We start from the raw sequence: 20,866 nt of genomic DNA, 5'->3' as shown, positions 1-20,866 counted from the left end.
ACAAAGTTGCAAAAAAAAGTGTAATCTGTGTTATTTAATTTCTTAACTTCAGTTGTTATGAAAATTAAAAAAAGCTTACTTTTTATGCTCTTGTATTTGCCGCTTATTTGTTTTTCACAAGGAGAATATGTTGTAAAAAATAAAAGAGGAGTCGATAAAATTAATTTTAAGTTACTTAATAATGTTATTATTATTCCTGTTGAGGTTAATGGTGTTATGCTTTCTTTTCTTTTAGATTCCGGTGTTAGCAAGCCTATTGTGTTTAATTTCTTAAAGGAGTCAGATTCTTTAGAAATTTTAAATGCTGAAACTATTTACCTTAAAGGTTTAGGGAATAATGGAAAAGTAGCAGCGTTAAAATCTTCAGGAAATACCTTTAAAATAGGAGATGCTGTAAATAATAGTCAGGATTTCTATGTTATTTTCGATTCTTCTATAAATTTTGCACCTAAATTGGGTGTGCCTATTCATGGTATTATTGGATATGATTTATTTAAAGATTTAGTAGTTGATATTAACTATATAAAAAAGCAAATAAAATTAACTAATCCTGAAAAGTATAAATACAAAACCTGTAAGAAATGCGAGACATTTGGATTGGAATTCTACAACAATAAACCTTATTTTAATGTCTCAGTTAATGTTTTAGGTAAAAATATTCCCGTAAAACTATTAATAGATTCAGGTAGTAGTGATGCGTTATGGCTTTTCGAGAATGATAGTCTGGGTTTAATCGTTAAGGATAATTATTTTAACGATTTTCTTGGTTATGGTATAAGTGGCAGTGTACATGGTAAGCGTTCTAAAATTGAGGCTTTTAAATTAAAATCTTTTATATTAAATAGGCCATTGGTGGCGTTCCCAGATTCGTCTTATACTTCTGTGTTGAGGCAAATAAAAGATAGACGAGGAAGTGTTGGAGGTGCCATTTTAAAACGGTTTAATATTACTATAGATTATGATAAAGCAAGAATAGTGTTAAAACGTAATTCAAATTTTAAAAACCATTTTAGTTATAACAAAAGTGGGATTGAAGTCGAAAATGAAGGTATTAGAATAATAACTGAGTACGAACAAAATACAGTGTCAAATAACATGTCTAGAGACACTAATATTATTAATGTACAAGCCGTTTTTGTAAACTCAAGAAAATATATGATTAAGAAAGCGTATACCATTTCTTATATAAGACCAAACTCTCCAGCGTCTAGAAAAGGACTGCAAAAAGGCGACGTAATTATTAGAATTAATGGAAACGATACCATTAAATACAGCTTGCAAGAATTAATATACAAGTTCTATGGAAAAGAAGGTGATAAAATAAATTTGGTAGTAGAAAGGCTAGGCAGGAGAATAAAGGTTGTTTTTAATTTAGAATCTTTAATAAAATAAAAAAGCCAAAAACTAAGGTTTTCGGCTTTTAAAATAGATAAGAGTTTGGATTATTGCTCCATAACGCTTTTACCTTTTGTTTTAGTAAGAACGCTTGTTTTAGAAGGGTCAATAACTTCACCTTTAATTTTTAACGAAACTGTAGGTGTGGCAGCATTAGATAAAACAGTAATTGTTTTTCTAATTGGCATCACACGTTTAGTATCATACTTTACTTCAATTTCACCAGTCATTCCTGGCATAATAGGATCTTTCGGCTTCTTAGGTATCGTACAACCACAACTTGAACTTACCTTAGAGATAATAAGAGGGGCATTTCCAGTATTTGTAAACTCAAAAGTTCTAATGCCATTAGCACCTTTTTCAATTGTTCCGTAATCTACAGTTGTTTCTTTAAATTCGATTTTTGCTATCTTTTCTTGAGCATTAATTGAAAAGGTAACTAATCCGATAAATAATAATGTTATTAAATTTTTCATTTTATTTTGATTTTTAATGGTTTGTAAATTTAGTACTTTTTAATCCTTCTGCAAAAATAATTAGATGTATTACACGCTTACAAGTACATTCAGCACATATAACTATACATTAATACTATTTAATATTTCGCAGAAACAGAAATATAAGTATTTTTGCTAATTAATATTCAAAAACTATTCCAAAGTATGAGCATTCCATCTAAATATGATGCAAAAACTGTAGAAAACAAGTGGTACAGCTACTGGACAGAGCATAATTATTTTCATTCTACGCCAGACGAGAGAGAACCTTACACTATTGTAATACCTCCTCCAAACGTCACAGGTATTCTACATATGGGACATATGCTAAATAATACGATTCAAGACGTATTAATACGTCGTGCACGTTTACAAGGTAAAAATGCCTGTTGGGTACCAGGAACTGATCATGCTTCTATTGCAACAGAGGCGAAAGTTGTTGCACGTTTAAAGGGACAAGGAATTGATAAAAACGATTTAACACGCGATGAATTTTTAAAGCATGCTTGGGATTGGACCGATGAATATGGTGGAGTAATATTAGAACAGCTTAAAAAATTAGGATGTTCTTGCGATTGGGAAAGAACAAAGTTTACAATGGATGACGATATGTCTGAAGCTGTCATTAAGGTTTTTGTTGATTTACATGAAAAAGGTTTAATATATAGAGGTTACCGAATGGTAAATTGGGATCCTGAAGCAAAAACAACCTTGTCTGATGAAGAAGTAATTCATGAAGAACGTCAAGGAAACTTATACTACATTAATTATAAAATTGAAGGAAGTGAGGAAACGTTAACCATCGCAACCACAAGACCTGAAACTATTTTTGGAGATTCAGCAATATGTATAAATCCTAACGATGAGCGTTTTGCGCATTTAAAAGGCAAAAAAGCAATTGTTCCCGTTTGTAATAGAGTTATTCCTATAATAGAAGATGAATATGTAGATATTGAATTCGGTACAGGTTGTTTAAAGGTAACACCTGCTCACGATGAAAACGATAAAGTTTTAGGAGACAAGCATAAATTAGAAGTTATAGATATTTTTAATGATGATGCTTCTTTAAATAGCTTCGGAATGCAATTCGAAGGTCAAGATCGTTTTGTAGCAAGAAAAGCAGTTACTAAATTATTAGATGAAACAGGTATTTTAATAAAAACTGAAACGCATATTAATAAAGTAGGAACTTCAGAAAGAACAAAAGCGGTTATCGAGCCCAGATTAAGTGACCAATGGTTCTTAAAAATGGAAGAGTTAGTAAAACCTGCTATCGAAGCCGTTTTAGGTGAAAATGCTGAAATTAAATTATTTCCTAAGAAATTTGAAAATACGTATCGCCATTGGTTAGAAAATATTCGTGATTGGAATATTTCACGCCAGTTGCTTTGGGGACAACAAATCCCTGCGTATTTCTATGGCGACGGAAAAGAAGAGTTCGTAGTTGCAGAAAATATAGAATCCGCAGTTGAGAAAGCACAAAAAGTAACAGGTAAATCAGGTCTAAAAGCTGAAGACTTAAAACAAGATACAGATGCTTTAGATACATGGTTCTCATCTTGGTTATGGCCAATGTCTGTGTTTGATGGTATTCGTAATCCAGAAAACGAAGAAATTAAATATTATTATCCAACAAACGATTTAGTAACTGGACCAGATATTTTATTCTTTTGGGTAGCACGTATGATTATTGCAGGTTACGAGTATAAAGATGAAAAGCCTTTTAATAATGTATATTTAACAGGTTTAGTGCGTGATAAGCAACGACGTAAAATGTCTAAATCTTTAGGAAACTCTCCAGATGCTTTAAAGCTTATTGAAGAGTATAGCGCAGATGGTGTCCGTGTTGGTATGCTATTTAGTAGTGCGGCAGGAAACGATTTAATGTTCGACGAAGCACTTTGTCAACAAGGTAAAGGTTTTGGAAACAAGGTTTGGAATGCCTTTAACTTAACAAACTTATGGGACGTTAGTGATACAATACCGCAACCTAACTCAAGTAAAATAGCATTAGATTGGTACGAAGCTAAGTTTCAAACGGCTTTAGTAGAAATTGAAGATCATTTTAGCAAATATCGCTTAAGTGATGCTTTAATGTCAATTTATAAGTTGATTTATGATGATTTCTGTGGTTGGTTATTAGAAATAGTTAAGCCCGCTTATCAACAACCAATTGACGTAAAAACGTATAATAAAGTGATGGCGGTTTTTGAGGATAACTTGAAAATATTACATCCTTTTATGCCATTCTTAACAGAAGATATCTGGCAATATATTGCAGAGCGTACTCCAGAGGAAGCCCTAATAGTTGCGAAATGGCCGGAAGCGAAACCTATAAATGAAGATTTAACCTCTCAATTTGAATTTGCTTCGGAAGTTATTTCTGGAATAAGAACAGTAAGAAAAGAAAAGAATATTGCCTTTAAAGATGCGATAGGTTTTTCTGTAATTAATAATGAAAAATCGAATACGACATTCGATGAGGTTATATCTAAGTTGGGTAACCTTGAAAGTATAGACTACGTTAATGAAGCTGTAGAAGGCGCTTTAACCTTTAGAGTAAAATCTAATGAGTATTTTATACCAATGGATGGCGCAATTGATATTGAGGCTGAAATTATAAAACTGACAGAAGAATTAAGTTACACTGAAGGTTTTCTTAAATCTGTTCAAAAGAAACTCTCTAACGAGCGTTTTGTTGCTGGAGCTCCAGAACAAGTAGTTGCCAGTGAGAAAAAGAAAGAAGCAGATGCTTTAGCTAAAATAGAGACTTTGAAAGCTAGTTTGGAGAGTTTGAAATAAAAAACAACTAAATTTTTTTAATAAAGATTATTAAACCTCACAGATTTTTAAAGCCTGTGAGGTTTATTTATTATGGTCATAAAATGAATCATCATGTCTAACAAAACTAAATATTCTATACTCACAGCGCTAGTGATTATTGCAACCTTATTAATTAAAGATTATTTAATTAATGAAGAGCAAGTAGAAATTGTATCTGGAGGAACAATAATAAAGAATGATACCAACGCATACTTCTTACCAACAAGTACCACGGGACAAATTGTGCATCATGAAGGTTATTCTTTAAGTTATAGCGAACCACACGAACAAGCAGAATGGGTTGCATACGAACTTAAAAAGGCGCATTTAAGCAGTACTCATTTTAAGCGACCATACTTTGAAATAGACAAAGCTGTTAAAACTAAATCGGCCCATTGGCGAAATTATAAAAAATCGGGTTACGATCGCGGACATTTGTGCCCAGCAGGAGATAGAAAATACAGTCAATTTGCTCATGACGAAACCTTTTTAACAAGTAATATTTCTCCTCAAAAACACGCTTTTAATGCTGGAGTTTGGAATCGTTTAGAACAAAAGACAAGGTATTGGGCAGATAAATACGATGGTGTTTTTGTTGTTTCGGGAGGTGTTTTAAAAGGGGAAATGAAAACTATTGGAAGCGAAAAAGTGGCAGTGCCAAATCAGTTTTATAAAGTATTGATTGATAATAATTCTGGCGAAACTAAAGTGCTGGCATTTTTAATGCCTCATGAAGAGTCTAAACAACCTTTGTATCAATATGTAGTCTCAGTAGATACAGTAGAAAAACTTACTGGTATCGACTTCTTTTCAGAATTAGAGGACGAACAAGAAAATAGATTAGAGGCTTCTAATAGTTATAAGAATTGGAGTTTTAAATAAGTGTTTTGTTATTCACTCGAGTTCACTAAAAAGGGAATCCCATAATCTATTCTTAAAGCCCTAATTTTTTTCGCACACCTTTCCAGCGTAGTTTTCTAATAAAAAGACCTTGCTCCAAAGTAACTAAAGGTTCAATGTTTTTCTTTTCAGCTTTAAAATATCCAAAGACTGTATTTATAAAATACATAAGACTTTTTTTGCTAATCGCACTTTTTAAGGCAGAAAACAGTGTTAAAGGCAATCCAAAGCGCATTTTATATAGCGCTTCGCCTTGTAAATATTTACTACTTTTATGGTATGACTTACCTGTAGGTTTTAGGTGTTTAACTTTTAAAGATTTGTCCGTTTTTATTGTCCAACCATAAAATTGTGCTAATAAAACATCCATCGTGTCCCAGCCAATACTTTGTTTTAGGCCACCAATATTTGCAAAGCACTCTTTTCTGTACGCTTTAAATGGACCGCGAACATGGTCTTTAGATGCTATAGTCTCGTAAACCCATTCGTCATTTTTTTCTATAAATGCTAATCCGCCAGCGATACCAATTTTCTCGTTAGTTTGAAAAAGAGTTGCTATGGAAGCTAAATAATTTTCTGGTAAAATAATATCTGCATCAAACTTGCATATAATATCATAATTGTTATCCAAGGTTTCAAAACCTCTGTAAAAGGCATTGATTACTTTGCTGCCTGGAATATGTTCTTTTGATGATGTAATGGAAAGACCTTGAATCCAATCGTTTTTAGTTGAAAATTTATCAATTATTTCTTGAGTACGGTCTGTAGAATGGTCATTAACCACTACCACTTTTTTTGGTAAAAGTGTTTGATTAGCTAAAGATTCGAGCATTAATGCAATGCAGTCTTCTTCGTTATGTGCAGGGATGACGATGTAAATATTCATGTAAACAAATTACACTATTAAAAAACCAAAATCCAAAGCCAATTGAATAAGTTTTTGGGTTCTTAGAGATTATCTTTTTAGAACTGGCTCATACCTTTCAGCATAAACTATATAATACCTATTTGTGAAATAACGCAAAATAGGACGAATACCAATTTTTTTAGTGGGATTAGTCCATTTTTGACGATCGATAATTTTCCAACCTGCTTTTTCTAAAAGCCAATCAAATTGCCAGTCTTCAAATTCATGGTAATGCCTGTCCCATTTATCAGTTTTACTTCTATAAGCCGAAGAAAACCATAATCGCATTGGAATACTAGCAACTAATTTATCTGCTTTTATAGATTTTAAAACCGTATAAGGAGATATTAAATGCTCAAAAATTTCGAAAGCCGTTACAACTTTAGCATTAGAATTTTCAATAGCTGAGGTGTTTTCATCTAAATCTTCGCCTGAAGTATTTTCGATTTTAAAACCACCACTTTTCATGGTTTCTGTAAACGGATTTGATATGCCTAAATCTAGAATCTTCTCATCGTTAGAAATGTGTTTTTCTAAAAATTGATAAGTAAGTTTATATCTTTTATGTGGAAATTTACCTTCGTACACGAATAGTTTTTTTGTCTTTTCCACGACTGCAGAAATTTCTTAATATTTTTAAAGTTTTGACCTTTAATGTTTATAAATTATCGCATTAATATTCATGCCAGCGCCAACGCTAGCAAACATAATAACATCACCTTTATTAATTTCTTGATTCTCAAGTTCACCTTTTAAAATCATATCATATAATGTAGGGACTGTTGCTACGCTTGAGTTTCCAAGCTTATTAATAGTCATTGGCATAATGCCTTCAGGCATTTGCATGTTATGAAGTTTATAAAAACGTTTTACTATAGCTTCATCCATTTTTTCATTCGCTTGATGAATCAATATCTTTTTGACATCAGTTATAGAATAACCACTTTTTTCTAAACATTCTTTTAGAGCTAAAGGGACATTGGTGAGTGCGAATTCATAGATTTTTCTGCCGTACATTTTAATGTAACGACGTTTATTTTCAATTTCTGGATGATTAGTTTCTCCAAAATAAATAAAATGAGCTTCATCTAAAGCAAAAGTTGCAGAATAATGTGATATAATGCCACCTTCGTCTGCAGTCTGTTCAACAATTACAGCTCCTGATCCATCACTATAGATCATGGAGTCTCTATCGTGTTTGTCTATAACTCTAGACAGTGTTTCGGTACCAATAACCAAACAGCGTTTGGCTATTCCAGATTTAATAAATGCATTTGCTTGAATAACACCTTCAATCCAACCTGGACATCCAAAAAGTAGATCGTAACCAACACATTTTGGATTTTTAATTTGCAACAAGTGTTTTACACGAGAGGCTATACTTGGAACAGTGTCACTTTGCTCAGAATTATGTTTCAGATCTCCATAATTGTGCGCAACAATAATATAATCTAATGTTTCTTTATCAATTTTTGCATCTGCAATAGCTTTTTCTGCAGCATAAAAGGCAATATCAGAATTTAATAAATCTGGTTTTATATACCGTCTTTCTTCAATTCCTGTTATGGCTTTAAATTTTTCTACAATAACTTCATTAGGTTGATTTATTGTCGAGCCATCAGCATTTAGAAATTCATGACTGTAGAAGTCTTCATTTTTCTCAATGCCTTTTGGAATGTACTTACCTGTACCTGTAATCTTAATGTTCATAGAAAAGGAAATTGCCTTTAGTTAATATGCTAATATAAGCATCAAAAACTAAAAGCAATTTATTAGTTTAATAATTTTACGATGTCCAAAACGATATTAGGCTTCCATATAGGCTTCAATTGGTGCGCAAGTACAGATTAAATTTCGGTCGCCATAAGCATCATCAACACGTCTTACGCTTGGCCAAAACTTAGTATCATGTACATAATCTAAAGGAAAAGCGGCTTTCTCACGAGAGTAAGGTAATAACCATTCGTCACTTGTTATCATAGCCATTGTGTGTGGTGCATTTTTTAACGGATTATTATCGTCATCTTTATTCGCTTCTGCTATTTCTTTTCTAATAGAAATCATAGCATCACAAAAACGATCCATTTCTGCTTTACTTTCACTTTCTGTCGGTTCAATCATCATGGTTCCTGCTACAGGAAAAGATACCGTTGGCGCATGAAAACCATAATCCATTAAACGCTTAGCAATATCAACAACTTCAATACCATTGGCTTTAAACGGACGACAGTCTATAATCATTTCGTGTGCTGCGCGACCACGTTCTCCAGAATACAATGTCTCGAAAGTACCTTGTAAACGTTGTTTAATATAGTTGGCATTTAATATAGCAACTTCAGTAGATTTTTTAAGTCCTTTTACGCCTAGCATTTTTATATAACCGTAAGAGATTAAACACGCTAAAGCAGAGCCAAAAGGAGCTGCGGAAATCGCTGTAATGGCTTGGTCTCCTCCAGTTTTAATAATTGGATTCCCAGGTAAAAACGGTACTAATTGTTTTGCAACACAAATTGGTCCAACTCCTGGGCCGCCACCTCCATGAGGAATAGCAAAAGTTTTGTGTAAGTTTAAGTGGCAAACATCTGCACCAATATTTCCAGGATTAGTTAATCCAACTTGAGCATTCATATTGGCACCATCCATATATACTTGACCGCCATTATCGTGAACAAGTTGAGTAATCTGTTTGATTGCAGATTCGTAAACACCATGAGTAGAAGGGTAAGTTACCATTAGAGCAGCTAAATTATCTTTATGCAATTCGGCTTTCTCTCGTAAATCGTCTACATCAATATTGCCTTCTTCGTTAGCTTTTGTAACCACAACTTTCATTCCAGCCATTACAGCACTTGCCGGATTTGTTCCATGTGCAGAGGATGGAATTAAGCAAATATTTCTATGATTGTCTCCACGAGATTCGTGATACGCTTTTATAACCATTAATCCAGCATATTCACCTTGAGCACCAGAATTTGGTTGTAAAGATGTGCCTGCAAAGCCTGTGATTTCAGTTAATTGGTCTTCGAGAGTTTTTAAAACTGTTAAGTATCCTTTAGCTTGTTCAACGGGAACAAAAGGATGAACATTACCCCAATTAGTATTACTTAATGGCAACATTTCTGCTGCTGCATTTAATTTCATTGTGCAAGAACCTAAAGAAATCATTGAGTGATTTAATGATAAATCTTTACGTTCTAGATTTTTTATATAACGCATCAATTCTGTTTCAGAATGATGTGTGTTGAAAACGTTTAAAGTTAAAAATTCTGTTTTACGCTGAAGTGTTTCAGAAATATTATTCGCTTCAGAAATGTTAGCAATAGCGAAAGTTTCCTTTCCTAATGCTTCAGCAAAAATTGAAATAATTTCATTGATGTCTGAAACTCTTGTTGTTTCATTTACAGAAATAGTAACAGTTTCTTCATTTGGATAGTAGAAGTTTACTCTTTGCTTTTCGGCAAAAGTTTTAACAGCTGAAGCATTTGCTTTTATTTGAATGGTATCGAAGAAAGAGGTATTCGTTTGTTCAAGACCTAATTTCACTAAAGCATTAGCTAAAGTGGAGGCGGTATTGTGTACTTGGTTTGCAATAAAAGTTAAACCTTTTGGACCATGATAAACAGCATACATTCCTGCCATAACAGCCAATAACACTTGTGCCGTGCAAATATTAGAAGTAGCTCTATCTCTTTTAATATGTTGCTCTCTGGTTTGTAAAGCCATACGAAGTGCACGGTTCCCATTTTTGTCTTTCGAAACACCAATTATACGACCTGGAATATCACGTTTGTAAGCTTTTTTAGTCGCGAAATATGCCGCATGTGGTCCACCATAACCTAATGGAATTCCGAAACGTTGTGTTGTTCCTACCACCACATCTGCTCCAAATTCACCAGGTGCTTCTAATTTTACGAGGCTTAAAATATCTGCGGCAACAGCAACTTTAATTTGTGCTAATTTCGCTTTTTCAATGAATGTTTTTATATCGCTAACTTGTCCGTTTTTTCCAGGATACTGTAAAAGAGCTCCAAAAAAATCAGAAGAAAAATCAAAATCATTTTCATTTCCAATGACTAATTCTACACCAATTGGAGCAGATCGCGTTTGTAATAATGATAAAGTTTGTGGTAATATGTTTTCTGATACAAAAAACTTATTGATGCCAGCTTTCTTTTGAGCACGTTCGCGAACAGCGAACAGTAAACTCATAGCTTCTGCTGCCGCAGTACTTTCATCTAAAAGTGAAGCGTTTGCTAATTCCATTCCAGTAAGGTCTGTAACCATGGTTTGGAAGTTTAACAGTGCTTCTAAACGACCTTGTGCAATTTCTGCTTGATAAGGTGTATAGGCAGTGTACCAGCCTGGGTTTTCTAAAATATTACGTTGGATAACAGCAGGTAAAATTGTTGGATGGTAGCCTAAACCAATATATGTTTTATAAATACTATTTAATTTAGACAATTCATTTATGTGAGACGAATATTCGAACTCGCTCATGGCAGCATCTAAATTTAAGTCGGTTTTTAAACGAATATCGTCCGGAACTGTTTCGAAAATAAGTTGATCCATACTATCGACACCAATGGCATCGAGCATTAGTTTTTGATCGTTTTCTCTTGGTCCAATATGGCGAAGTGCGAAAGTATTTGTATTCATGTAGTTGTGTGTAGATTTTGTCATGCAAAAATAACAAAAACTTAAGGCATTATTTCTTAAATAAATGAAAGTTTTTAACCAAAGCGCATGGTTATTAACAGTTTGATTAACTTTGTTTAATGCGAATAATAAAACAGCTTTTCGATTTTTACTTGAACAGTAGTATTCATGTAGCTTTAGCTGTTTGTGCTTTGAGTTGGATAACGTTGAATCAGTTCAACATTTTTTACGATGAAAACATATTGTATTTTATTTTCTTTGCAACCATTACTGGTTATAATTTTGTAAAGTATTTTGGGATTGCAAAGTTTCATCACAGAAGCCTAACTGATGCTTTAAGAATTATTCAAGTCTTTTCGCTTATTTGCTTTGTATTACTATGCTATTATGCGATACACTTACAATTAAAAACATTGATTTCTATTGCTGTTTTTGGTATCATTACTTTTTTGTATGCTATTCCTTTTATTCCAAAAAATTTCTATTTAGATAATCAACAAAACCTTCGTGATGTAAGCGGACTTAAAGTTTATGTTATTGCTTTGGTTTGGGCAGGTGTTACTGTGTTTTTGCCTTTAATTAATAACGACTTTAGCATCAATACAGATGTTTACATAACGACGTTTCAAAGGTTTGTTTTTGTTATTGTTTTAATGTTGCCTTTCGAAATTAGAGATTTAGATTTCGATAGTTTAAAACTAGCAACTATTCCTCAGAAAATAGGAGTGAAGTACACAAAGATATTTGGATTATTTTTATTAGTTCTTTTGTTTTTTGCTGAATTTTTAAAAGACGAATTAAGTCATGGAAGCATAATTATGACCTTACTAATTTCTCTAATAACTTTATCTTTTCTGGTTCTTTCAAATAAAAAAAGGAACTGTTATTACAGTTCCTTTTGGGTTGAAAGTATACCAATAATTTGGTTACTTATTATTTTGTTTTGCTAGTTCTTGTTCGAAAGCAGATTGAATTTTATTTTTTTCTGAAGCTTGTAATTTCACTTCTTTATGGTTTATTAAATTAGTTAATTTAGCATTGTTTTTTGAATACTTTCTGCAAGCTGCACACCATATTAAATGAAGGTTTAACTTTACTTTTTCCCAAAGGGTAGCTTCCTTATATTGCATTTTATCGCAAGAATGGTTTGCTTCTTCGCAACTTGTAAATCTTTTTGTGCTCATTATTAATACCAGTTTTTTTCAAGACAACCAGCCATAGCAGTTCGTGCTCTGTGAATGATTACCCAAAGATTAGACGCAGTAATATTTAATTCATTACAAATAGCTTCGGTATTGTAATTTAAAATGGTCTTCATTTCGAATACTTGAGCTTGTTTTGCTGGTAATTTATCCAAGCAATTATGTATTGCTACACCTAATTCTGTATTTTCAATTGTGTCTTCTGCAGTTTTATCGAATGGGTCTGCTACGCGTTCTTCTAGCCAATCGCCTTCTGTTTCAGAATCGCTATTGTAGCTCATTCTTACTTCGGCTTTGCCTTTTTTAGAATTTATTTTGCGATAATGGTCGATGATTTTTCTTTTTAATATTGAAATGAGCCATGTGCGCTCACTAGCTTCACCTTTAAAGTTTTTCATAGACTTTAAACCTGCTAAAAAGGTTTCGGAAACTAAATCTTGAGCCATGTCTCTATCGCTTACACGAGAAACTGTGTAATTAAAAAGATAATCGGAATACAAATTAATCCATTGATTAGGATCTATTTTGTGATCTGGCATAGTTTGCAATTGTTTTTTCAAAAGTAGAGAAAAAATATCATTTCTACTTCGTACAACTTATAATATAATATCCAAAACCCTTCATATGCAATCCCGAAAGCAAAGCATAGAACGAACCATTAAGGTTATGTAAGCTTTCTCGTTTAAGCGCATTTAAAGTAAATATTTTTTTTAGTATAAAACCCACAATAGCAAATGGAACGTGAAGCACTGATGGAGCAACTCTAAAAGAAATATCTTCGGCTTTCACATTCTTGAAACCTAAAGATTCTAAGTCTTTTATAACATTATTAATTGACCCTAAATTGGTTAAACTCCAATGGTCGCAAAGTCTTCGATGAGAATAGTGTGCGCCATAACATAATTCGCTTTCTTCTTTTTTTAGAAACGCATCTGCAATTACAAAACGTCCTCCAGGTTTTAAAATGCGGTAGGCCTCTTGTAAAGATTCTTTTTTGTGTCCAGAATGGCATAGGCTTTCTATTGCTAAAGCAGAATCAAAGGTGTTTGATTTAAATGAAGTATTATTATAGTTTTCGTTTAAAATAGTTCCTTTTTTGCCTTTAAGTAATGCGTTGCCTTTTTTACTTGAAAACTAGACAATGTCACTCCAAAGGCAGATACGTTTTTATTTTTTTTTAAAGCAAAACTCATAGTGCCACCAACACCACAACCTAAATCTATTAAGTTAGATTTGTCTTTTGGGATATTTATACGTTTTAAGACTTGGTTGTTCATCTCGTTAAGCATTGTTTTTCTGGCAAATACACTGTTTTTAAATGGGCTATAATAACCAAAATGCATGTTTAAATCTTTACTCCAAAATTCATAATCTTCTGTAGCTTCGTCATAAAAATCTATCATTTCTATTTTCGTTTGCTCTACTTTATCTTGTTGATTTATGGTTATGGATTTCATAGTGTTTTCGTTTTAATTAAATATGTGATTCTTAAATGTAGAAATGCTATAATTATAGAAATTGCTATCATACTAAAAATTAGTATACTACTTGATGGTATGAAAGCGCAGTACATTAATAGAAATATAACTAATATCGAAACGGTTGTTAAAGCGTATATATTATATAAAGTTGAAACTTCTTTTGTTAACTGCTTTTCGTTGTAAGCAATTATTACACTCATAATAATTTGAGCGATTCCTAAAACTATTAGAAATAGTAGGCCTAAATAAATGGTTAGACCGAGTATTAAGTTTATTATTATTAATACTTTGTTGATTTGATATAGATGTTTCATGTGTTTTAGTTTGTTTTAAACTTTCAGAAAATATTGAAAGTTTATATTAAATTTTTTTATTTGAATAATTTTAGAACAGATTTAGTAATCCAGTTTCGTTTTTGATCTACCAATTTATTTATCATTACATCCATTGTTTCTGTTAATTCATGTAAGGCTTTAGTTTGCTTAATTAGTTCTTTGGTTTTTTCGCTATTATCATTTTTTATAGAGGATACTTCTTCTAAAACTTTAATCACTGGTTTTATTTCGCGTCTACTTCTCTCTTTAGCAATAATTCTTGATAATTCTTGTACGTCTTTTTCGGTTGTAAAAAACTCCTTCCGTTCTCCTGGAACTAAAGTTTTGGTTACAATTCCCCAATCCATCAATTGGCGTAGATTCATAGATGTATTGCCACGAGAAATTTTAAGGTCTTCCATAATCTCTTCCATGGTTAATGGTTTTGTAGAGATAAAAAGCAAAGCTTGAATTTGAGCCATTGCCTTGTTAATCCCCCAAAGAGTACCTAAACTTCCCCAAGTACTAATAAATTTATCTTTTGCTTCTTGGTATTCCATACAGCAAATATATAATAAATTTCGAACTTTCAGTAATTATTGAAAGTTTATTTTTATTGTCATTCAGAGCTCAGCGAAGAGTCTCAAATTTACACATAAAAATAGCGTTGAGATTCTTCTCTAAGTTACTATTTAACTTGTAAATGAATGTGGTCATCATGTCTTACAGCATTGCAGCCATGAAATCGTATTTTATTATAATTAATTAAGCCAAGATTTTGTTTTAAGTAAGGCTCAATAAATATTTTTTGAGTTTCTTTTTTCGATATAAAAGTTAGAATAAGTTTTTTTGTGCTAGTTGTATCAAAGTCCAAATCATTGATTTTCCCTAAAGTTAAATATTTAGTAAAATCGTATTGCCAATAGCCTTTTTTTATACAGCTTTGGCTACTGTATTTGTCTTTTACATAAACGCCATAACCTGATAAAGCAGGTTTTTCATCTGTGATTTTCCCATTCTTGGTTTTGTAAATAAAACAGATATCAATCTTTTTTCCATCATTATGACTTCTATGAGGCAATAATGGGAAGCCATCAAAGAATGGAAAGTTTGCATCTAGATAAACTATCTTAATATTGTCATTAACTAGGTTTTGTGAAGATTCAATAAGAAGTTTATTTAACTCTGGTACTACATAATTTCTAAATAAAAGCGGATAGAATAGGTTTCTAGGTTTTAAATTTTCCTTAAAAACAGGTAATTGAACTCTTCCAAAATATTCTGCAATTGGAGGAATAATGATTAAATTAAATACTAAATATAAGATAGGAAAGGCAATTGTTTTCTTCAAGTTTCGGAATTTACAGAGCATTAATGTAAGAATCCAAATCAATCCGCCAACTTGCGTGAATGCAGTTAAAAATGCAATCCATAGCATGTGAAGAAATGTTTTAAATAGTTTCATAAACAAGAAAAGACGTTGGTTTTTAGTTCAACGTCTTTTTAATCTCTTTTATTTTATATCTGTCATTCAGAGCGCAGCGAAGAATCTCAAAAAAGAATAAGTATAATGAGATTCTTTGCTACGCTCAGAATGACATTTAGTTATTTTATCAATCCTGCGCGTTTTAATAAAGCTTCAGGTTTTGGAGCTTGACCTCTAAAACGTTTGTATAAAGTCATTGGGTTTTCTGTTCCACCTTGAGACAAGACATGCTCTTTAAATTGAGTTGCTATTTCCTTGTTGAAAATACCTTTTTGTTTAAAATAATCGAAGGCGTCGGCATCTAATACTTCAGCCCATTTGTAGCTATAATAACCAGAACTGTAACCACCTTGAAATATATGGGCAAAAGCTGTACTCATGCAATTTTCTTCAACATCAGGATATAAATCGGTGTCTTTAAAAGCTTCAGTTTCGTAAGTCTTTACATCTTTAATATTTGCTGGGTTTTTACTATGCCATGACATGTCTAATAAGCCAAAACTAATTTGTCTTAATGTTTGCATGCCTTCATGAAAAGTAGCAGACTCTTTAATTTTATTTACTAAATCCATTGGTATTACTTCTCCAGTTTCGTAATGCTTAGCAAACAATTCTAAAGCTTCTTTTTCGTAACACCAGTTTTCCATAACCTGACTCGGTAATTCTACAAAATCCCAAAACACACTTGTTCCAGATAAACTTGGGTATATTGTATTTGCAAGCATACCATGTAAGGCATGACCAAATTCGTGAAATAACGTAGTAACCTCATTAAAAGTTAATAAGGAAGGTTTGCTTTTTGTTGGTTTTGTAAAGTTGCAAACAATAGAAACGTGTGGCCTTTCTTCATTACCATCTTTTACAAATTGTGGTTTATAGCTCGTCATCCAAGCGCCATTTCTTTTGCCTTTTCTTGGAAAGAAATCAGCATAGAAAATGGAAATTAAGTCGCCATTATCATTTGTTACCTTATAAGTTAAAACATCTTCGTGGTATTTGTCGATATCATTTATCGTTTCAAAATGTAAACCGAAAAGTTTTTGTGCCACTGTAAAAGCGCCATCTATTAAATTTTCTAATTTAAAGTATGGTTTTAATTGTTCATCATCTAAACTGAATAATTTTTGTTTCAATTTTTCAGAATAATAAGCAGAATCCCATTTTTCTAATCTTTCAATATTATCTAATTCTTTAGCAAAGTTTTCAAGATTCTTATATTCATCTATTGCTGCTGGTTTTGCTTTCGAAAGTAAATCGTTTAAAAAATTTAGAACGGTTTCTGGAGTTTCTGCCATACGTTCTTCTAGTACAAAATGCGAATGTGTTTTGTAGCCTAATAAATTGGCGCGTTCAAAACGTAAGTTTGCAATTTCTAATACTATATTTTGATTGTCTAAGCCATCACCTTTAAATGCTTTGCTTCCTGCAGCTTTAGAGAGTTCTTCTCTTATAGCCCTATTATCGGCATAAGTCATAAATGGAATATAGCTTGGGTAATCCAAAGTAATTAACCAACCCTCTTTGTTTTTGCTTTCTGCAAGTTGTTTTGCCGCTTCTTTGGCGCCTTCTGGTAAGCCAGACAAATCACTTTCTTTAGTTAAGCATAATTCATACTTATTAGTTTCGGCTAAAATGTTTTCTCCAAATTGTAATTTTAGTTTAGCTAGTTTTTTATCTATTTCACGAAGCTTGTTTTTATCATCTTTATTTAAATTAGCACCATTTCTTGAAAAGCTTTTATATTTCTTATCTAATAAAGTGTGTTGTTCTGTGGTAAGTTGTAAGCTTTCCTTTTTATCGTGAATCGTTTTAACACGTTTAAATAAGTCTTGGTTTAAAGTTATATCATTTCCGAATTCTGAAAGAATAGGCGATATTTCTTGAGCAATCTTCTGGATGTCTTCACTAGTTTCTGCTGAATTTAGGTTAAAGAAAATACTAGTAACGCGATCTAATTGTTGACCTGAGAATTCTAAAGCTTCAATAGTATTTTGAAAAGTTGGAGTAGCTGGATTTTTAATAATTGCATCAATTTCTGACTTGGCTTCTTCAATAAGAATCAAAATGGATGGTTTAAAATCCTTGTTTTCAATTCGAATGAATGGCGCTGAGTTGTATTTGGTCGAAAATATAGTTGTTAATGTGTTCATTTTCAGTATTTTGTATATTTTTTTTTTAAAAGTTGTAATAAAAGATGTAAAAAATCGAAATAATCTTTAAATTTGCAACAGATTTTTTCTCGAGAGTTGGTTACTCTCTTAAAAATTATTGATTAATAGCGATGAAAAGCCTCAAATTTATTTGAGGCTTTTTTTTATGCTATTAACTCTCGAAACTTGTTTTTTTAGCTTAAATATGTATTTTGACGATTTTTCAAGCATTTCGTCTAAAAAGTTATTTTTTTTTGTTCTTATTTTTTGGTTTGATAAAATTTTAGGACTTTCGCTGTAAGTTTTTTTGATGTGAGTCTTACTCATAAATAGAAAGATTAATAGCTAGTGAAAGCCCAGGGGACTGGGCTTTTGCGTTTTCTGCTATTTAAGGTTTCTAGAAGCTTCTTCTACTTTAAGTTTTAAACCTTCTTTATACACTATAATTTTATCTAAAACACATTGGTCACTAGTACCAATTATTTGTGCTGCTAATATACCAGCATTTTTTGCGCCATTTAAAGCTACTGTTGCCACAGGAACGCCTCCGGGCATTTGTAAAATAGACAAAATAGAATCCCAACCATCTATAGAGTTTCTGCTTTTTACAGGAACACCAATTATTGGTAAAGGCGATAAAGCAGCTACCATTCCTGGTAAATGTGCTGCGCCTCCAGCTCCAGCAACAATTACTTTTATACCACGGGTATGTGCGTTTTTACTGTAATCGAATAATTTTTCTGGTGTTCTATGTGCCGAAACAATATCTACTTCTACTTCTATATCGAAACCTTTTAATATATCTATTGCTTCTTGCATTATAGGAAGATCGCTATCGCTTCCCATTATTACGCCTACTTTGCTCATGGTGAATTTTAGTATTGGTTCGTGTTTATGTATACAAAAATACGTTTTTTAGTTTTTTAATGTCATTGGTTAATACCGATAATTTAATCTTATTCATTATTTCTTGATTGTAGTTCTGCATTTCGCGATGTAAAACCTGCATCTCACGACATTTATTTTTGTAAGCCTTGATTTTGTTGCAGTTTTGGATTGCAATTAGTTGATAAACAAAACACCCTTTGCTGGTTTTTAGGTAGAGGGTTTTGTTACAAAACTTAATAATACTAAACTATAAATACTAAAATTATGAAAAAAAAACTTCTCACAATGCTTTTAATATTTTGCTTCTGTAAAGGTTTCAGTCAGGAAATTAGTAAAGGAGGTAATTTCTATATCAACGCGTCTCGAAACTGGAATGAAATTTCTACATTAAAAGAAGGAGTAACTAAGAATGATGCAGTAATAAACACATTAAAAGGTGCAAATTATAAATTGAAAGTAAGTGCTATTAACGATAGTATTGTTTATTTCAAATTTTTGTACTTCAATAAAAATGATACTTTAAGAGCAGCCTTAAACGGTATAAATAAAGACAAAATTTTTAATATGCCTATTTCAGATTTTGAGAGTATGACAGACGTTTATTACAATAGAGTGGATTGGCGTATTGGTGTTTTTACAGTTCCTTTTAAGATAAGGTTAGATGATTTTGCATTTACAGCAAATGTAAATATGGGTTCAAGTATTAGTGCTAAAATAAGAACTGATAGAAAAGAGGCTAATGCTTTAATGATAGAGCCACTATTATCTATTGGTATTGCTGGCGTTGAATTAAACGATGAAAATGCAACTATTACTGAAGATACACCAACAAGTTTGTTTGCATTCTCTTTTTCTGGAGGCGTGTTAGTTCATATTACAGAGGAAGTCAATATGGGTTTTTTTCTTGGTATGGACAAGCTATCTAATACAGACCAATCCAAAGTTAATTGGAAACATAATGGCAACTTGTGGATGGGCATAGGTTTTAATGTCAGTTTTTCAAATAACAAAAATAATGCTTCTACAAAAAATCAAGGTTAAACTTTTAAATATTAATTAAATTAAACACAATTATCATGAAAACAATTATGCTTTCCCTAACCAAAATAGCAATTTTACTATGTGCTATAACTATTACAAATGCGCAAACAACATTTACAGTAGACAATACACCAGATAGTGGTGCGCAATTTTCAAACTTACAAGATGCAATTGATGCTGCCAGTGATGGAGATATAATTTATGTGCAACAATCGGGTGCTGCTTATTCATCAACTGCTGCTGACGGAAATTTAAGACTAGATAAAAGTTTAACATTAATAGGTCGTTCTCATTCTGATGAATTTTACAGAACTCAAATTGTTACTTTAATTTTAGAAGATGGATCAAGTAATTCCATTATAAGAGGATTCAATATCACAGGTAGTGGATTAATCATAAAGTCGTTAAATGATAATGTTGTTTTAAATAATTATAGTATTGAAGATAACTTCATTAATGGAGTTAGTATTGGCAGACAAAGTTCAACTCAAGCTGATTATACCGTTTCAAATGTTAGCGTTACTGGCAATGTTGTTATTAACAAAATGGACGTTGGGACAGATGTATCAAATATTATTTTAAGTAATAATTACTTTACGGGTAGTTCCAATGGCGGTTCTGCTTTTGACATTTCAGAGCCTTTAAATGTAATTATTTCAAATAATATTTTTAGACCAGGCAGTGGGTCTAACTTTTATATGAGATCGCCAGGTGTGCTAAATATTACCGATTCAGTTTTTCTTATATCTAGCATATTTAGAATTTCAGGGGATTTTAGTTTAAATAATTGTGGTTTTACAAATACTAGCGGAAATATGGTAGTTCCTGATAATGGTGTTGCTGTTCAGAATATAAACAATGGGATATTTAATGTCGATAGTAACGATTTTGCTGATTGCTTTTTCAATTTTCAGTTTTTACCAAGAAATTGTGATGTGCCTGCTGGTTCTCCTTTGATAGGAGCAGGAGCAAATGGTGGAAACATAGGTTTTCAACAAAATTTCATTTTTAAATATTTAGGTAATCCAAAAGGCGTTCCTGAAGTAAAGGTAACTAACTACACAGGCGCAACTACAAGTAATGGCACAGTTACATTTAACATTGAAGCTAAATCTAACTAAGATCA

General features: G+C 32.1%; 19 protein-coding genes. 6 read left to right on the top strand and 13 right to left on the bottom strand.

Annotation, left to right across the window (positions count from 1 at the left end; translation table 11 throughout):
* Positions 1-57: 57 nt before the first annotated feature.
* On the top strand, positions 58-1,392 hold the full coding sequence (locus tag RH82_RS15260) for an aspartyl protease family protein (RefSeq protein ID WP_034062083.1): 1,335 nt from the start codon (positions 58-60) through the stop codon (positions 1,390-1,392).
* Positions 1,393-1,442: 50 nt separating this feature from the next.
* Here the strand turns inward: RH82_RS15260 and RH82_RS15255 are convergent, their stop codons facing one another.
* Entirely contained in the window at positions 1,443-1,871 is a 429-nt protein-coding gene (locus RH82_RS15255) for a DUF1573 domain-containing protein (protein WP_034062022.1), read from the bottom strand.
* 186 nt (positions 1,872-2,057) lie between these two features.
* Between RH82_RS15255 and RH82_RS15250 the strand changes: the two genes are divergently transcribed.
* Together RH82_RS15250 and RH82_RS15245 are read left to right on the top strand one after the other, a co-directional pair.
* Positions 2,058-4,694 (top strand): valine--tRNA ligase, encoded by a 2,637-nt coding sequence (locus tag RH82_RS15250; RefSeq protein ID WP_034062020.1) that lies wholly within the window; start codon positions 2,058-2,060, stop codon positions 4,692-4,694.
* A gap of 93 nt (positions 4,695-4,787) precedes the next feature.
* A complete protein-coding gene (locus RH82_RS15245) occupies positions 4,788-5,597 on the top strand; it encodes a DNA/RNA non-specific endonuclease (RefSeq protein WP_034062017.1) in 810 nt (269 codons plus the stop codon).
* Between the two features lie 52 nt (positions 5,598-5,649).
* On the opposite strand, the gene RH82_RS15240 is transcribed toward RH82_RS15245, so the two are convergent.
* From RH82_RS15240 to gcvP, 4 genes are all read right to left on the bottom strand, one after another.
* Positions 5,650-6,501, bottom strand: a complete 852-nt coding sequence (locus RH82_RS15240) for a glycosyltransferase (protein ID WP_034062015.1) — start codon at positions 6,499-6,501, stop codon at positions 5,650-5,652.
* Between the two features lie 69 nt (positions 6,502-6,570).
* Positions 6,571-7,110 (bottom strand): methyltransferase, encoded by a 540-nt coding sequence (locus tag RH82_RS15235; protein ID WP_034062012.1) that lies wholly within the window; start codon positions 7,108-7,110, stop codon positions 6,571-6,573.
* A gap of 63 nt (positions 7,111-7,173) precedes the next feature.
* Complete coding sequence (locus tag RH82_RS15230) at positions 7,174-8,232, bottom strand: 3-oxoacyl-ACP synthase III family protein (protein WP_034062010.1); 1,059 nt, start codon at positions 8,230-8,232, stop codon at positions 7,174-7,176.
* A gap of 96 nt (positions 8,233-8,328) precedes the next feature.
* Entirely contained in the window at positions 8,329-11,178 is a 2,850-nt protein-coding gene (gene gcvP, locus RH82_RS15225) for an aminomethyl-transferring glycine dehydrogenase (protein ID WP_034062008.1), read from the bottom strand.
* Positions 11,179-11,297: 119 nt separating this feature from the next.
* On the opposite strand from gcvP, the gene RH82_RS15220 reads away from it, so the two are divergent.
* Positions 11,298-12,128, top strand: a complete 831-nt coding sequence (locus tag RH82_RS15220) for a UbiA prenyltransferase family protein (RefSeq protein ID WP_034062006.1) — start codon at positions 11,298-11,300, stop codon at positions 12,126-12,128.
* Here RH82_RS15220 and RH82_RS15215 read toward each other — a convergent pair.
* The 8 genes from RH82_RS15215 to purE form a co-directional block, all read right to left on the bottom strand.
* Positions 12,105-12,362: a hypothetical protein gene (locus tag RH82_RS15215; protein WP_034062004.1), complete on the bottom strand. Its 258-nt coding sequence runs from the start codon at positions 12,360-12,362 to the stop codon at positions 12,105-12,107. The two genes, RH82_RS15220 and RH82_RS15215, sit on opposite strands and share 24 nt — an antisense overlap.
* A gap of 2 nt (positions 12,363-12,364) precedes the next feature.
* The gene (locus RH82_RS15210) at positions 12,365-12,919 is read right to left on the bottom strand and encodes a sigma-70 family RNA polymerase sigma factor (RefSeq protein ID WP_034062002.1); all 555 of its coding nucleotides are present in this window, start codon (positions 12,917-12,919) and stop codon (positions 12,365-12,367) included.
* A gap of 43 nt (positions 12,920-12,962) precedes the next feature.
* A complete protein-coding gene (locus tag RH82_RS19295; RefSeq protein WP_156112502.1) occupies positions 12,963-13,466 on the bottom strand; it encodes a methyltransferase domain-containing protein in 504 nt (167 codons plus the stop codon).
* On the bottom strand, positions 13,460-13,837 hold the full coding sequence (locus RH82_RS18475; RefSeq protein WP_156112497.1) for a class I SAM-dependent methyltransferase: 378 nt from the start codon (positions 13,835-13,837) through the stop codon (positions 13,460-13,462). Before RH82_RS18475 ends, RH82_RS19295 begins: the two co-directional genes overlap by 7 nt.
* A 394-nt stretch (positions 13,838-14,231) precedes the next feature.
* Positions 14,232-14,735 carry a GbsR/MarR family transcriptional regulator gene (locus RH82_RS15195; RefSeq protein WP_034061997.1) on the bottom strand — a complete coding sequence of 168 codons (504 nt, stop codon included), beginning with the start codon at positions 14,733-14,735 and terminating at the stop codon, positions 14,232-14,234.
* A 128-nt stretch (positions 14,736-14,863) separates the two neighbouring features.
* Positions 14,864-15,640: a hypothetical protein gene (locus tag RH82_RS15190; RefSeq protein WP_034061994.1), complete on the bottom strand. Its 777-nt coding sequence runs from the start codon at positions 15,638-15,640 to the stop codon at positions 14,864-14,866.
* 140 nt (positions 15,641-15,780) lie between these two features.
* Positions 15,781-17,811, bottom strand: coding sequence for a M3 family metallopeptidase (locus RH82_RS15185; protein WP_034061993.1), 2,031 nt, complete (start codon positions 17,809-17,811; stop codon positions 15,781-15,783).
* A gap of 384 nt (positions 17,812-18,195) precedes the next feature.
* Positions 18,196-18,678 (bottom strand): 5-(carboxyamino)imidazole ribonucleotide mutase, encoded by a 483-nt coding sequence (gene purE / locus RH82_RS15180; protein ID WP_034061990.1) that lies wholly within the window; start codon positions 18,676-18,678, stop codon positions 18,196-18,198.
* 285 nt (positions 18,679-18,963) lie between these two features.
* On the opposite strand from purE, the gene RH82_RS15175 reads away from it, so the two are divergent.
* Both RH82_RS15175 and RH82_RS15170 read left to right on the top strand, forming a co-directional pair.
* Positions 18,964-19,740 carry a hypothetical protein gene (locus RH82_RS15175; protein ID WP_034061989.1) on the top strand — a complete coding sequence of 259 codons (777 nt, stop codon included), beginning with the start codon at positions 18,964-18,966 and terminating at the stop codon, positions 19,738-19,740.
* Between the two features lie 35 nt (positions 19,741-19,775).
* Positions 19,776-20,861, top strand: a complete 1,086-nt coding sequence (locus tag RH82_RS15170; protein ID WP_034061988.1) for a right-handed parallel beta-helix repeat-containing protein — start codon at positions 19,776-19,778, stop codon at positions 20,859-20,861.
* Positions 20,862-20,866: the final 5 nt, after the last annotated feature.

This window comes from Lacinutrix jangbogonensis (assembly GCF_000797445.1).
GTDB classification, from domain to species: domain Bacteria; phylum Bacteroidota; class Bacteroidia; order Flavobacteriales; family Flavobacteriaceae; genus Lacinutrix; species Lacinutrix jangbogonensis.
This window is presented reverse-complemented; position numbering and strand designations above follow the sequence as displayed.

Excerpts from the sequence above, each read along its gene's own strand:
- RH82_RS15260 (WP_034062083.1), top strand. The coding sequence starts at position 58 with ATGAAAATTAAAAAAAGCTTACTTTTTATGCTCTTGTATTTGCCGCTT.
- RH82_RS15255 (WP_034062022.1), bottom strand. The coding sequence starts at position 1,871 with ATGAAAAATTTAATAACATTATTATTTATCGGATTAGTTACCTTTTCA.
- RH82_RS15250 (WP_034062020.1), top strand. The coding sequence starts at position 2,058 with ATGAGCATTCCATCTAAATATGATGCAAAAACTGTAGAAAACAAGTGG.
- RH82_RS15245 (WP_034062017.1), top strand. The coding sequence starts at position 4,788 with ATGTCTAACAAAACTAAATATTCTATACTCACAGCGCTAGTGATTATT.
- RH82_RS15240 (WP_034062015.1), bottom strand. The coding sequence starts at position 6,501 with ATGAATATTTACATCGTCATCCCTGCACATAACGAAGAAGACTGCATT.
- RH82_RS15230 (WP_034062010.1), bottom strand. The coding sequence starts at position 8,232 with ATGAACATTAAGATTACAGGTACAGGTAAGTACATTCCAAAAGGCATT.
- gcvP (WP_034062008.1), bottom strand. The coding sequence starts at position 11,178 with ATGAATACAAATACTTTCGCACTTCGCCATATTGGACCAAGAGAAAAC.
- RH82_RS15220 (WP_034062006.1), top strand. The coding sequence starts at position 11,298 with ATGCGAATAATAAAACAGCTTTTCGATTTTTACTTGAACAGTAGTATT.
- RH82_RS15215 (WP_034062004.1), bottom strand. The coding sequence starts at position 12,362 with ATGAGCACAAAAAGATTTACAAGTTGCGAAGAAGCAAACCATTCTTGC.
- RH82_RS15210 (WP_034062002.1), bottom strand. The coding sequence starts at position 12,919 with ATGCCAGATCACAAAATAGATCCTAATCAATGGATTAATTTGTATTCC.
- RH82_RS18475 (WP_156112497.1), bottom strand. The coding sequence starts at position 13,837 with ATGAAATCCATAACCATAAATCAACAAGATAAAGTAGAGCAAACGAAA.
- RH82_RS15195 (WP_034061997.1), bottom strand. The coding sequence starts at position 14,735 with ATGGAATACCAAGAAGCAAAAGATAAATTTATTAGTACTTGGGGAAGT.
- RH82_RS15190 (WP_034061994.1), bottom strand. The coding sequence starts at position 15,640 with ATGAAACTATTTAAAACATTTCTTCACATGCTATGGATTGCATTTTTA.
- RH82_RS15185 (WP_034061993.1), bottom strand. The coding sequence starts at position 17,811 with ATGAACACATTAACAACTATATTTTCGACCAAATACAACTCAGCGCCA.
- purE (WP_034061990.1), bottom strand. The coding sequence starts at position 18,678 with ATGAGCAAAGTAGGCGTAATAATGGGAAGCGATAGCGATCTTCCTATA.
- RH82_RS15175 (WP_034061989.1), top strand. The coding sequence starts at position 18,964 with ATGAAAAAAAAACTTCTCACAATGCTTTTAATATTTTGCTTCTGTAAA.
- RH82_RS15170 (WP_034061988.1), top strand. The coding sequence starts at position 19,776 with ATGAAAACAATTATGCTTTCCCTAACCAAAATAGCAATTTTACTATGT.